This window comes from Centipeda flueggei ATCC 43531, assembly GCF_000160695.1.
Taxonomy (GTDB): Bacteria; Bacillota; Negativicutes; order Selenomonadales; family Selenomonadaceae; genus Centipeda; species Centipeda flueggei.
The window spans coordinates 272,645-285,483 of sequence record NZ_GG694008.1 but is presented as its reverse complement, the minus strand read 5'-3'; the positions used below and the strand labels follow the sequence as shown (position 1 = coordinate 285,483).

Annotated in this window: 9 protein-coding genes; all 9 read left to right on the top strand. The window is 58.0% G+C overall.

Translation table 11 applies throughout. From position 1 onward, the window contains the following. The first annotated feature begins 20 nt into the window (after window positions 1-20). The 9 genes from rpsD to HMPREF0908_RS08820 all read left to right on the top strand — a co-directional run bounded on the left by rpsD (window position 21) and on the right by HMPREF0908_RS08820 (window position 12,812). Entirely contained in the window at window positions 21-614 is a 594-nt protein-coding gene (gene rpsD, locus HMPREF0908_RS08860) for a 30S ribosomal protein S4 (RefSeq protein ID WP_006691156.1), read from the top strand. 50 nt (window positions 615-664) lie between these two features. Beyond that, window positions 665-1,624, top strand: a complete 960-nt coding sequence (locus HMPREF0908_RS08855) for a DNA-directed RNA polymerase subunit alpha (RefSeq protein ID WP_006691155.1) — start codon at window positions 665-667, stop codon at window positions 1,622-1,624. A gap of 19 nt (window positions 1,625-1,643) precedes the next feature. After that, on the top strand, window positions 1,644-1,976 hold the full coding sequence (gene rplQ, locus HMPREF0908_RS08850; protein ID WP_006691154.1) for a 50S ribosomal protein L17: 333 nt from the start codon (window positions 1,644-1,646) through the stop codon (window positions 1,974-1,976). A gap of 229 nt (window positions 1,977-2,205) precedes the next feature. Further along, window positions 2,206-3,732: a TolC family protein gene (locus HMPREF0908_RS08845; protein WP_006691153.1), complete on the top strand. Its 1,527-nt coding sequence runs from the start codon at window positions 2,206-2,208 to the stop codon at window positions 3,730-3,732. A gap of 37 nt (window positions 3,733-3,769) precedes the next feature. Next, a complete protein-coding gene (locus HMPREF0908_RS08840) occupies window positions 3,770-8,104 on the top strand; it encodes a translocation/assembly module TamB domain-containing protein (RefSeq protein ID WP_006691152.1) in 4,335 nt (1,444 codons plus the stop codon). A gap of 48 nt (window positions 8,105-8,152) precedes the next feature. Then, a complete protein-coding gene (locus HMPREF0908_RS08835) occupies window positions 8,153-8,779 on the top strand; it encodes a sigma-70 family RNA polymerase sigma factor (protein ID WP_006691151.1) in 627 nt (208 codons plus the stop codon). Between the two features lie 134 nt (window positions 8,780-8,913). Beyond that, window positions 8,914-9,465: a flagellar biosynthesis protein FlhF gene (locus tag HMPREF0908_RS08830; protein ID WP_006691150.1), complete on the top strand. Its 552-nt coding sequence runs from the start codon at window positions 8,914-8,916 to the stop codon at window positions 9,463-9,465. Window positions 9,466-9,549: 84 nt separating this feature from the next. Then, window positions 9,550-11,493 carry a BamA/OMP85 family outer membrane protein gene (locus HMPREF0908_RS08825; RefSeq protein WP_006691149.1) on the top strand — a complete coding sequence of 648 codons (1,944 nt, stop codon included), beginning with the start codon at window positions 9,550-9,552 and terminating at the stop codon, window positions 11,491-11,493. Continuing rightward, complete coding sequence (locus HMPREF0908_RS08820; protein ID WP_006691148.1) at window positions 11,493-12,812, top strand: hypothetical protein; 1,320 nt, start codon at window positions 11,493-11,495, stop codon at window positions 12,810-12,812. The genes HMPREF0908_RS08825 and HMPREF0908_RS08820 overlap by 1 nt, the downstream gene beginning before the upstream one ends. The last annotated feature ends 27 nt before the right edge of the window (window positions 12,813-12,839 follow it).

The window sequence follows — 12,839 nt, the reverse complement described above, 5'->3', positions numbered from 1 at the left end:
CAGGAGGTGGATGAAACAACATGGCAATTGATAGAGTACCAGTCTTAAAGCGCTGCCGTGCCCTCGGTCTTGAGCCGGCGACCCTCGGTCGTTCGCGCCAGTCGACGCGTCAGCTCCGCCGCACGAACCGCAAGGTGTCCGAGTACGGACTTCAGCTCAAGGAAAAGCAGAAGGCAAAGTTCATCTACGGTGTCCTTGAGCGTCAGTTCCGCGGCTACTATGAGAAGGCAAAGAAGATGTCCGGTGTTACCGGTGAAAACCTCCTGTGCCTCCTTGAGCGCCGCATGGACAATGTCGTGTTCCGCCTCGGCCTCGCCAATACGCGCCGCCAGGCACGCCAGCTCGTCCGTCACGGCCATTTCACCGTGAACGGCAAGCGCGTCGACATCCCCTCTGCACTCGTCCGTGAGGGCGATGTGATCGAAGTTGCCGAGAAGAGCCGCAGCGGTGCGTTCTTCAAGGAACTCAAGGAGAGCAGCAATGCACTCTCTGCGCCTGCATGGCTCACTGCCGATCAGGCAAACCTGACAGGTACAGTGACACGTTTCCCCCATCGTGAGGAGATTGACGTTCCGGTCAACGAACAGGCCATCGTCGAACTTTACTCCAAATAATGAATGTGAATGTGTCTGCATTACGCGTTTATTATGGAGGAGGCACATAGATGACAGATATCGAGAAACCGAAGATCGAGATCGCAGAGATCAGCGAAGACGGACGTTATGGCCGCTTTATCTGCGAACCGCTCGAGCCGGGGTATGGCACGACGTTCGGCAACAGCCTGCGGCGTATGCTGCTCTCATCCTTGGACGGAGCGGCGGTCACCTCCATCCAAATCGATGGTGTTCTCCACGAGTTCTCCACGATTCCCGGTGTGCGGGATGATGTGACGAGCATCGTGCTGGCGCTCAAACAACTCTGCATCCGTATGCAGGACAGCGAGCCGCGCACCATCCGTATTGATGCAGCGGGTGCGTGTGAAGTTACTGCCGCTGACATTGAATGCGGCAGCGACATTGAGATTCTCAACCCGGATCTGCACATTGCAACGCTGGGGGACACGGGGAAGCTCAAGATCGACATGACTGTCGAGCGCGGCCGCGGCTACGTTCCGGCGGACCGAAACAAAAAGCCGGATGATGTCATCGGCGTCATCCCTATCGACTCCATCTTCTCGCCGGTGCAGCGTGTCAACTATACCGTAGAGGACACGCGTGTCGGCAACGTCACGGACTATGACCGTCTCATCCTCGACGTGTGGACGAATGGCTCCATCCGTCCGGAGGAAGCGGTGAGCAAGGCGGCAGCAATCCTTGTGATGCATCTGCGCCTGTTCCAGAACATGGACGGCAGCGCTGCCGAGGAAGAGGAGGAAGTTCCAAACTTCCCGCCCGAGGAGGTTGACGACAGCGCGAAGGTGCTCGAGATGACCATCGACGATCTGGATCTTTCGGTTCGTTCCTTTAACTGTCTCAAGCGCGCCGGCATCAATACGGTTGCCGATCTCGCACAGAAGACAGAGGACGATATGATGAAGGTTCGCAATCTGGGACGCAAATCTCTGGATGAAGTGAAGAAAAAACTTGAGGAGCTTGGACTCTCCTTGAGACAGGACAACGAATAACGATAGGAGTGGGAAACACATGAGAAAGCTCGGACGCAATTCCGCGGCCCGCAAGGCTCTCTTCAGGAGCATCCTCACATCCTTCTTCAAGTATGGACGCATTGAGACGACCGAGGCAAAGGCAAAGGAGCTCCGCTCCCTCGCCGACGGCCTCATCACGCTTGCCAAGCGCGGCGATCTCAGTGCACGTCGTCAAGCCGTTGCGGCTCTGGCGGAAGAGGATGTTGTGCGTAAGCTCTTCGGCGAAATCGCAGAGAAGTACACGGACAAGAAGAGCGGCTACACCCGCATCTTGAAGCTCGGTCCCCGTCGCGGCGACGCTGCCCCGATGGCCATTATCGAGCTGGTTTAAACCAACAAAAGACCGCCGGCAGGCGGTCTTTTGTTGTCTGAAAGTGTTTTGGACGCTGCATCTTGTCTGTTCTGTGCGAACGTTTCGTTATGTCGGTGACGTGTGAACGTTTGCCTAAGGATAAATTTATTTGAAAAAAAGAGGGGGAACTGGTAAAATAATAGAATCTGTAAGCAGGATTTCTTTCGTCACGGCATGGATACATTTCCACGGAGCGAATGAGGAGGAAATGGATTTGAAGAAAAAGGGATATTTTGCAGGATGCCTCCTGTGGACGCTTGCACTCAGCACAGCGATCGGATTCTTTTCCGCATCGGTGTCAGCGGAGACGGTGAAGGTCAGCCTTGCGGACAGTGTACAGATGGCGCTTGCAAACAACCGTACGATTAAGGAGTCTCTTGCGGATGTGGATCTTGCGCATGAGACGCTGCATCAGGCGAATCGCAGCATGGGACCGTACTTGACGTGGGACTGGACGGGGGCACGTGCCGGCGGGAAAGCCGTAGCAGCACAGCACTGGCCGTATAAGTACAGCTTCAGCAATACGGGGACGGTTGGGATCACCGTCTTTGATGCGGGAAAGAATGCCCAGCGCAAGGCCGCACGCCAAGGTCTAAGTGCGGCAGACCTTACACTTGAGCAGACGAAGCAGTCCGTCCGTCTGACGGCGACAACGGACTATTTCAATATTTTGCAGGCCCGCAACATGGTGCAGGTGCGCGAGGAGGCAGTCGCGACGCTCACGAAACATCTTGACGATGTGAACGCACAGTTCCGTGCGGGAACGGTAGCGCGTGCGGATGTGCTCGCATCCGAGGTGGAGCTTGCGAATGCGCAGCAGGCATTAACTTCGGCAAAGAATGATTATGCCGTCGCCGTTGCGACGCTGAACAATGTGATTGGTTTGCCGACGGATACGGAACTCGAGACGAGCGATGAGCTGCGTTATACAGCGTATGATCTTGCTCTTTCGGACTGCACGGACTACGGACTCATTTACCGCGCAGACAGTGCGGCGGCTGCATACACCGTGGAGCAGGCAAAGGCGGGAGTAGAAGCTGCTGCTGCCGGACACTACCCGACGGTGAATGCAGCGGCGACGCGTTCAATCACAGGTGAGCATGCCTTTAACAACAGTGCTCCGGCAAAGGACAGCTGGACCGTGGGGCTGAGTGCGACGTGGCGCATCTTCGACAATGAGGCAACGACAGCGCAGGTGCATGCAGCGAAGGCGAAGCTGCGCAAAGCCGAGGAGGTTCTCGCAGAGACAAATGAACGCGTTCGTCTCGATGTGCGCACTGCGTACCTGAATCTGCGTGCGGCCGAACAGAACATCGGGACAACGGAGACGGCGGTCAAGCAGGCGGAGGAGGACTATAACATCGCGCGCGTACGTTACAATGCGGGCGTGGGAACGAACCTCGAGGTCATGCGTGCGTCGGACAACCTGACAACGGCACGGACGAATTATGCGACGGCACTCTACCGCTACAATACAGGCAAGGCAGCACTCGACAATGCGATGGGCGTTCCCGTCGATCTCGATGCGATGCGCTACCGCAGTGTGACGGAGAAGGGCAAGCGTGCCCGCGCCGCACGTGAGGCGGCAGTCCTGCATGAGGGGGCTCTTCTCGAGACCCCGAAGGGGGCGCAGGTGCGCCCGCCGGAACCGGCTCCGACGGCAGCGGAGGCGGCAGCCTCCATCGAGCGCGTTCGCGCGGCAAATGCCGCGTATGAGATGAGCATGGGAAAATGATTGCGGGCGTCTGTGGACGCCCGTTTAGGGGAGCTCTATGAGACAGAGGACCTATGCCTGCGCGATTGTGCTGGCGGCAGTGCTCCTCTGCGCGGCGGCCGCTGTCCACATCGTACGGGCGGAGGCCTTTATGGCAGAGGCCGGCCGGGCGGCGGAGCGCATCGTGGCGCAGCGGCTCGGGACAGATGTGCATATCGGCGCGGTGGAGATCCGTTCTCTGCATGAACTGACCATTGATGATATTGTGATTTACGATAAGCAGACGGAGGAAGTCCTCCGCGCCGACCGAGCGCGGGTGACGCTTCGTCTGCTTTCGCTGCTTTTGTCGCCCGAGACGTCGGTGGATGAAGTTTTGCTGACGGGGGCACATGTGCATCTCGTGCGGCGGGAGGACGGCTCGTGGAACTATGCTGATCTCGTGGCAGATGATGCGGAGCCGAGCACCTTTGTCGGGCGCATCCGCATCGCGGACAGCGCGGCGGATGTCGATGCGGATGGGCACAGCTATGTGCTGACCGATCTGAGCGGTGCGGCGGACATCGACCGCGGTGCATTCTCTTATGATGCGTCGGCAGAGTTCATGGGGATTCCGCTGCGCGCACGCGGGGAGAAAACGAGCGATGTGCAGGATGTGCAGTTTGCGGCAGATGATGCGGATCTGACGCCGCTCCTCTCCCTCCTGCCCGAGACTGTGCTGCCTGAGCGCGTGAAGATCAGCACCCTGCACGCCGACCGCGTGCGTACAAGGCTGCGTCTCGTGGACGGAGCGCGCACGATGGAGGGACGGATCGATGGCGTTCGGGCAGATGCCGATCTCTACGGCACCCAGACGACCCTGACGAGTGCTGCACTGCGCTTTGACGAGCGCACTGTCTTTGTAGCGGCAACGGCGACGGCGGCGGAACAGACGGCGCGTGTGGATGGTACGGTTCAGATGGATACAGATGCGCCCTATCTCGATCTCCGCGTGCGTGCAAATGACTTTGCCGTGGCAGAGGTCTATCCTGACTGTCCTTATACCGGCACAGTCTCTGCGGATGTCCGCGTGACGGGGACACTCGCTGCTCCCGCTGCTGCGGGGTATGTGACGGCAGAGGGCGGCGCGGTCGATGGGGTGCCTGTAACCCACGCCGCCGCCAATGTCGCATATGCGGACAACACATTCTCGTTTCAAAATCTTACGGCGGAGGCGTTTGGCGGGAACATCACAGGGGAGGGCTCTCTGCAGAGAGCGGATCTTTCCTATGCGGCACATCTGAAGGTGGAGGGGCTGCCCCTCGACCGCCTGCGGACGGATGCGGATCTCCCCCTTCCCGCGGCGCTCAGCGGCACACTCTCTGCTGATCTTGGCATCGAGGGACGGGGGGCGGAGCGCACGGGGCTCTCGGTGTTCGGCAGTGCAGAGGTGCTGGATGGGATGTACCGTTCTGTGCCGATCGATCGTGCAAATGCGTCATTCTTCCTGCACGGTACGGATCTGACCCTGGATTTTCTCAGCCTGAACCTGCCCAATGATACCGATCTCGGTCTTGAGGGCACGGTGACGGGGGGAGAGCAGCTCGATCTGCGCTTTTACGGCGGGCATGTCGATCTCTCTCTGCTGAACCATCTGGATGACCGCCTCAGCTTTGCGGGGCTTTCGGACATCAGCGGCGAGGTGCATGGGAATATTGCGGATCCGCACGTCGACATGAAGGTCTCAGCGACGCACGGACAGCTGATGTACCAGCCGTTTGACAGCCTCCTCTTCCGTGCGGAGGGCTCGCTCTCGGGCATCGGCATTCACGATTTTTCGATGGAGCGCAACGGGCGCGAGGTCTGGCTGGTCAACGGCACGATCGGGTTTACGGGGGAACGGCGTATCAATCTGCAGATCGATACGATGGGGGCGCGCATGGAGGATGTCGCGGCACTCGTCGCACCTGATCAGCCGATTACAGGCAACATCGACAATATCATCAAATTTACAGGAACACTGGATCATCCCCATGCCGTCGGCTACGTGCATTTCTATCGCGGCAGCTATGCGGGGGCACTGCTCTCGGGCATGGACGGTGACTATTACCTCGATAACGGCGTCATCCGTCTGCAGGTATTCCATATTTACTCGCCGATGGTGGATATGGTGCTGAACGGAACGATCAGCGCACAGGGGATGCTCGATCTCGATGCCGAAGTGCGCGACCTCGATTTCAAGCGGTTTGAACATAAATTTCCCTATCCCGTTGCTGGGCATGGAATATTTCACGGGCAGGTCGGCGGAACGATTTCGTATCCGATTTTTCGCGGCGATCTGAAGGCGGACGCGGTGACGATGAACGGCGTGACGCTGACGGATGTGCACAGTTTCGTCCACTACGAGAACGGCGTCGTCACGATGGAGCGTACAGGACTGCGCCAAGGGAAGGACGGCGTGGTCTCGGCACACCTGCACTATGATACGCAGTCGGAGGTACTGCGCGGTGTGATGGATGTGCAGCGTTTCGATGTGGGAGCGCTCCTTGCACTCGCCAATCAGAGAGAAGACCGCATTGGCGGGGAGATCACGAGCCGCATTCAGATCGGCGGAACGCGCGATAATCCAACCATTGGTCTGACGGGCGAGGTTGCTGCGGGCACGGTCGCGGGTTATCCCGTCACGGAGGCAGCAGTGGATGTGTCGCTCTCCAATCATGTGCTGACGATCGACCGTCTTGCAGGAAAGCAGGGAGATGGCTCATTCTCCGCGACAGGAACGGTGGATTTCAATGGCATGATGGATGTCGATGTGACGGCAAACGAGATTGCTCTCGGACTGTTTACGGGTCTTGCGGGCATTGATGAGCCCGTGACGGGCACGGCATCTGCCGCGGCACACATTGGCGGGACACCGCATAGCCCTGTTGCTGATGTAACCCTTGCCGTGAAAAATGGAGGCGTTCGCGGCGGTTCATTTGATGAGCTCAGCGGGAAGATTCAGGTGCGCGGCAGCGTCGTTCGCATCAATCCGCTGACGGTGAGCAAATATATTGACGGTGTCGCCTATACGGCGAGTATTCATGGGACGCTCCCGCTGCGTGCGCTCACGGCGAGGGAAGATGAGGCGCTCAGTGATGCTGACCAGATCGATCTCGTCCTTTCCCTTGACCATGCCGATCTTTCTCTGCTTCCTGTGTTCTCCAAAAACGTTGAGTGGGCACTTGGGCATACGGAGGGCAACTTGACCATACGCGGCTCGCTTGCAGCACCACGCGTGGATGGGACACTGAACATCAAGGATGGTGCAGTGAAGATCAAGGGGATTGAGACGCCGATTACAGATATGCAGGTGCAGATTGACGCCCTTGGCGATACAATTGCCGTACGTACGTGTACGGGACGCATGGGGGCAGGGGGCTATATGCTGACGGGAAAGGCCGCCCTGGGCAGCGCTCATCCGTCGGCATACGATTTTACGCTGGTGATGAATGCGCTCACGGTCAAGAGCTCGTTCTATGATGGTCCGCTGAGCGGTTCACTGAAGCTGACCGAGGGAGAATACTGGGGGGAGAAGCTGCCGAAGATTTCGGGAAATATCGACGTGGACCGTGTCCTCGTTTCCATTCCTTCGATTCCGGAGACGGGGGATGAGCTTCCGAATCTCATCCTGGATATTGACCTTACGGTTGGCCGTCATGTACACTTCTTCAGTCCAAATCTCTATGATATGCATCCGTCGGGCGCTGTCCATTTTGGCGGAACAACACATCATCCGCACACCACCGGCACCATCGGCGTGCGGCGCGGCGATACAGTCAGCTATCTGCGGACGGTATTCAAGATCCGTGAAGGGACGGCAACGTTTAACCAGATGGAATCGTTCCTGCCGGAGATCGATTTCTATGCCGAGACGCGTCTGACCAACATGCGCGTCTATCTGAGTGCGCACGGACCGCTCGACCACATGGATTTCCGTCTTGGCTCTTCGCCCGAGATGTCGGAGGAGGAGATTCTCCGTGTACTGACGCTGCGCAGTGCGTATCAGAGCGGAGAAGGGAAGTTCAGTGCGGCAGATGCTCTTGCTATCGGTCTGCAAATGAGTATTCTCTCCGAGGTGGAGGATTCGATGAAAAATCTTCTGCACCTGGATGTGCTCCGCCTCTCCAGCGGAAGCGGCTCACTGTTTGAATCGAAGGAAGAGACGCCGCTGACGCAGCGGGAAAATGAATACAATGTTGAGATCGGCAAGTATCTCGGCGACCATGTGCTCGTGCGCTATGTGCAGGGACTCGGCGGCGCATCGGATAAGAGCCGCTATGGCATACAGTATGACTTCAATGATACATTTGGCATCTCTTATGACCGCGAAGGGGGCAACCAGATCGTTGGCATGGAGGCTCGGATACGCTTCTAGCAAGCATTTGCCGGAGGGGCCGCAGCAGTATAAAAAGGAGGTGTGCCCATGTTTTCGACATACATGAAAAAGCTCTCTGCCGTGAAGAAACTCACGCCGGAGGAAGAGAAGAAGCTGTGGCGTGCCTATAAGGATCAGGGCGACGCAGCAGCGCGCCGCCGCATCATCGAGGCGTATCAGCCGCTTGTCTTTCGTGAGGTGTACCCATACCGCAGTCTTTCTGCAGCGATGGATGCCGTGCAGGAGGGAACGATCGGGCTGATTGAAGCAGTGGAACGCTACGACCCGCATCATGGGGCAGCCTTCAGCCTCTATGCCGTGCATCGTGTACGCGGGCGTATCCATGACTTTCTGCGGCGTGAGGGACAGGTCGATCTGCCCTGCTTGGAGGCAGAGACGGAGGCACATGAGACAGCGAAAGAGAGGCTGGTCGATGAATGTCCGTCGGTCGCAGAGGTTGCCGAACGTCATGCTCTTGTTGGGGTGCTCGGGGATGCGATGGAGCGCTTGCCTGCACGCGAGCGCATGGTGCTCGAAGGGGTGACCATCGGAGGTGCAGGCGCCGGAACCATGGCGGATGCTCTCGGTGTTACACCCGCGCACATTTATCGACTCCAAAAGAATGGGATACGGCGCATTCGCGGAATGCTTTCGCGATTTATGCAGCATTGGTAGATCAACGCATGGCTAAATTCAGACCATCATCGGATGGGCTTTGTTTTCTCTGTGTTTCAGCGAAACTGTCATTTTATTTTGCACTTATTGAATATCATCGGCAGTGTGTAGTATAATTGTTGGGAGGGAGAACGATGGACAGCGAACGTGAGGCGCGAAAACGATCCATTCGGGCGGCACGCGACTGGCTGACAGGAGCGGAGAATTCTCTGGCAGGAGCAGATGATGTAGCCGGGGATCTGAAACTGATGCTTGCCCGTGCTGAACTTGCCTGTATGGCGGCACAGCAGCGGACGCGCCTGCGTCGCTGGATTCGCTTTTTTGTGCCGCTGCTCGTCAGTGCCGCTGCATTGGCATGGGTCTTGTGGGAGCCGCCTTCTGCAGATCCAATGCCGCATGCTCCGGCTCTCCCGGAGCGTGCGGAGCAGCCGACAGAAACGAATGCCGAGGACACGGTACAGGCATCCTCGGTGATTCAGGCACCGTATACGGGAGCAGCTGCACCGCTGTCGGAACCCCTGGCCGCTCCCCCCGCCCGGACGGCAGAGCCGGACATTCCGCCTGCGGCGGATCGTGTGCCGACGGCGGAGCGAACGCCGCCGCCCCCCCCTGCGTCGGTCAGGCAGATGCCGAACTCCGACATGCAGCGTCTGATGCAGGTCGGCGGAAAGATATTGAGAGAGTAAAGACAGGTATTCCTTCGTGCACCTGCGTGCACGATCATAAAGAAAGCGCATACCGCAGCGCGTATCGTCTAGGAGGTTTCACCTTTGAACAGCAAAAAGTACCGTAGACTTGCCCTTGCCATTGCCCTTGGCGTCGGCGTATCCGCATCTGCCCTGCCGCAGGGCTCTGCTGCGGAGCAGATGGATCATGATGCCGCCAAAGCGGCGGCAGAGATGGCTGGTGTGGATGGATCCGCACGGAATGATGATTCCAAGGACGCGGCGGAATCTGCGCCGTCAGAGCAGGGGCCTGCTCTGACGAGCGCGGCGCCGGCTGCCTCGGCAGATGCGCGCGCAGATGCGTGGGCAAGCACGCGTCCCAGTGAGGATGCTGTGGAGCAGGGGCTTGTTGCGCAGACGGGGAAGACGGTTGTCGAGATCAACATCACAGGGGCATCCGAGGAGACGGAGAAGGCGGCGCGTGAAGCGCTTGCGATGCACGTTGGGGATGCGCTGACGGAGGAAGCCCTTGTCAAGGATCGCGATGCGATCTATGCGACGGGATATTTCTATGATCTTTACCCTGTTTTTGAACAGGTACCCGAGGGGGTCGTCCTGACCTATCATGTGCTCGAGAATCCTGTCCTGAAGGAAGTTCGTATCGAGGGCAACACGGTCGAAAAGACAAAGGATCTTATGGATCTTGTTACGGTGCAGAAAGGGAAAATGCTCAATGGGCGTATCCTGCAGGAGAATGTGCAGGCGATTCAGGAGAAGTACCGTGCGGACGGCTACATTCTTGCCAAGATCAGTGATCTCAACATTGCACAGGATGGAACGCTCACCATCAAGATCAGTGAGGGGATTCTCGAAGGCTATAAGGTAAAAGGCAACAAGAAGACCAAGGAGCACGTCATTCTCCGCGAAATGCGCCAGAAACCCGGCGAACCGTTCAATGCCAATCAGGCACGCCGCAGTATGCAGCGTGTCTACAACCTCGGTTTCTTCGAGGATGTCAACGTCAAGATGAACCCGGGCATCGAACCAAACGCGGTCATCATGGAGATCGATGTCAAGGAGAAGCGCACAGGCTCGTTTGGTATTGGTGCGGGGTACTCAAGCGCGGACGGTATGGTCGGCATGGTGAGCATCAGCGACTCCAATTTCCGCGGCATGGGCGACACGATCAGCCTCAGTTACGAGATGAGCGGCAACGATACGGATGCGCGCGGCTACAGCTTTATGTACCGCCGTCCGTGGCTCGATAAGAAGGAAACGGCGGGGACTGTGCGTCTTTATAACCGTACCTATGAATACGATGACTACAATTCGAACGGCGATCACCTTGAGTCATTTATGCGCAAGTATTCGGGTGAAGAGCTCACGCTGAGCCGTCCCATGAGCGAGTATTCGACGAATTTTGTCACGTTGAAAAACCGTAAGGATAAGTATGTCAAGCATACAGAAAATGGAACCGCCGGCAACCGCAGCACCAATATACCATGGCTCCATAAGAATTTCGGTACAACGCGCAGCATCACGATAGAGCACGTCACCGATACGCGCGACAATGTCTATGAGCCGACGACGGGCTCCCGTGCCTCGCTTTCTGCAGAGTTCGCAGGATTTGGCGGCGATTTCAGCTTCCAGAAATACATGATCAGCGATACGCAGTATTTCAAGGTGGGACGCTCGCAGGTTTTTGCTGTGCGCGGACAATATGGGCTGGGCAATGGTTCGATTTCTGAGTATAATCAGTTCCGTCTTGGCGGACAGGATTCCATCCGCGGCTATCGTGAAGATCAGTTCCGCGGCAATCGCATGGCTCTCGCTTCCATCGAGTATCGCTTCCCCATCGTTTCCAAGGTGACGGGAGCGATCTTCACGGATTACGGCGGGGCGTGGGACCGCGGGCTTACACCGGAGCATATGCACGGCAGTGTCGGCGTCGGTCTCGGTCTCAATACGCCGATCGGGCCGCTGCGCCTTGACTATGGACGTGGGTCGCAGGGCGGCCGCGTGCACTTCCGCGTCGGCGGCACGTTCTGATGGGGCAGGGGAGACCCCTGCCGGGCGGCAGTATATTGCTGCCGCTCATTTTCCTTGCTCTTTTTTCCGTAGGTTTTGTTTCTCCTGTCAATGCCGCAGAGACTCCCCGCGTGGAGGACACTGCGGCTATTGTCGTAGGGGATCGGCCGATTCCCCCCATCGTGCGGACGCGTATGGAGCGCACGGTTGCTGCGATTGCCGCGGAACGTATGGAGGGGCGGCACACGGCGGATATCGTGACATCGGAGGAAGAGGAGGTTATCGGGGCGGTTTTTGACCGTCTGCTTGTCGGCTATGCGGTGACGGGCGTGACGGTTCGCCCTGCACCGCATACAACCGTGGAGATCCACCTTGCGCCATGGGCGGATACGATTCAACGCGTCACGGTTGAGACGCAGGTGGAGGGCATGCCGCCCATGATCGAGGAAATGGTGCGTGCTGATCTCAGCGGGGCAGATCAGGTCTTTTCGGATGCGCTCATCGGTCTGCCTGTTGCGGCGACGGACTGGGCAGCGGGAGCACTGAAGCGGCAGCTTTCTGCCTATATGGAAAATCATCTGCCGGAGTTCCGTGCGGACTATGATATAGACGTTTCCTCCACGGCGACCGTGCATCTTACCGTCTATCCGCGTCTGCCGGTCGTGCGGACGATCGACCTTTCGATGCGCTCGGACACCGTTCCCAATGCTGCACTGCTTACACAGCGCACGGCGATGGAGACGGAGGTCAATCGGCTTGTCGGTGTACCTGTTGCTTTTGCTGCGCGCCACCGCACGGCACTTGAGAATCAGCTGGGAGCCCATCTTGACGCGGTGCCGGCACTGCGCAGCCTGCACATCACCTCGCATGTGACCATTACACCCGGAGAGCATACGGCGGTCATGAGCCGCAGCGATACAGAGCGTTATCGCCTGCGTCTCACAGGCTGGCTTGATATCGGACGTGCGTCCAAGGGGCGCGGGGAGGATCGCCGTGATCTCCATGCGCGTCTGCATGTCGGACGCATGTTCAGTCCACGCGACGAACTCTATGTGGAGACAGACGCTGCGCCGGAGGATGTACGATTTTCATGGCGTACCGGCTATGCGCGCACGCTTCTGCCGGGGCTCACGGGGGAACTCCGTTGGGATGTGTCAGGGGGGAGATTCTCGGCGGCGGGCAGCTATGCATTCCATCCGCGCTGGCTGCTCCGCTACGAACATTGGACAGATGTGGGAACGGGAGAATGGGAGCTGCGCTACAAGCTGCATGATTTCCTCAGTATAGCAGGGCTGATTGACAGAGATGATGCATGGCTGCGCTTGATCGGGAACTTTTAGAGATGTGCAGGGAATATTTTTCAGAGG

What these genes read in the sequence shown, in the direction of transcription:
- rpsD (WP_006691156.1), top strand. Translation starts at nt 21, where the DNA reads ATGGCAATTGATAGAGTACCAGTCTTAAAGCGCTGCCGTGCCCTCGGT.
- HMPREF0908_RS08855 (WP_006691155.1), top strand. Translation starts at nt 665, where the DNA reads ATGACAGATATCGAGAAACCGAAGATCGAGATCGCAGAGATCAGCGAA.
- rplQ (WP_006691154.1), top strand. Translation starts at nt 1,644, where the DNA reads ATGAGAAAGCTCGGACGCAATTCCGCGGCCCGCAAGGCTCTCTTCAGG.
- HMPREF0908_RS08845 (WP_006691153.1), top strand. Translation starts at nt 2,206, where the DNA reads ATGGATTTGAAGAAAAAGGGATATTTTGCAGGATGCCTCCTGTGGACG.
- HMPREF0908_RS08840 (WP_006691152.1), top strand. Translation starts at nt 3,770, where the DNA reads ATGAGACAGAGGACCTATGCCTGCGCGATTGTGCTGGCGGCAGTGCTC.
- HMPREF0908_RS08835 (WP_006691151.1), top strand. Translation starts at nt 8,153, where the DNA reads ATGTTTTCGACATACATGAAAAAGCTCTCTGCCGTGAAGAAACTCACG.
- HMPREF0908_RS08830 (WP_006691150.1), top strand. Translation starts at nt 8,914, where the DNA reads ATGGACAGCGAACGTGAGGCGCGAAAACGATCCATTCGGGCGGCACGC.
- HMPREF0908_RS08820 (WP_006691148.1), top strand. Translation starts at nt 11,493, where the DNA reads ATGGGGCAGGGGAGACCCCTGCCGGGCGGCAGTATATTGCTGCCGCTC.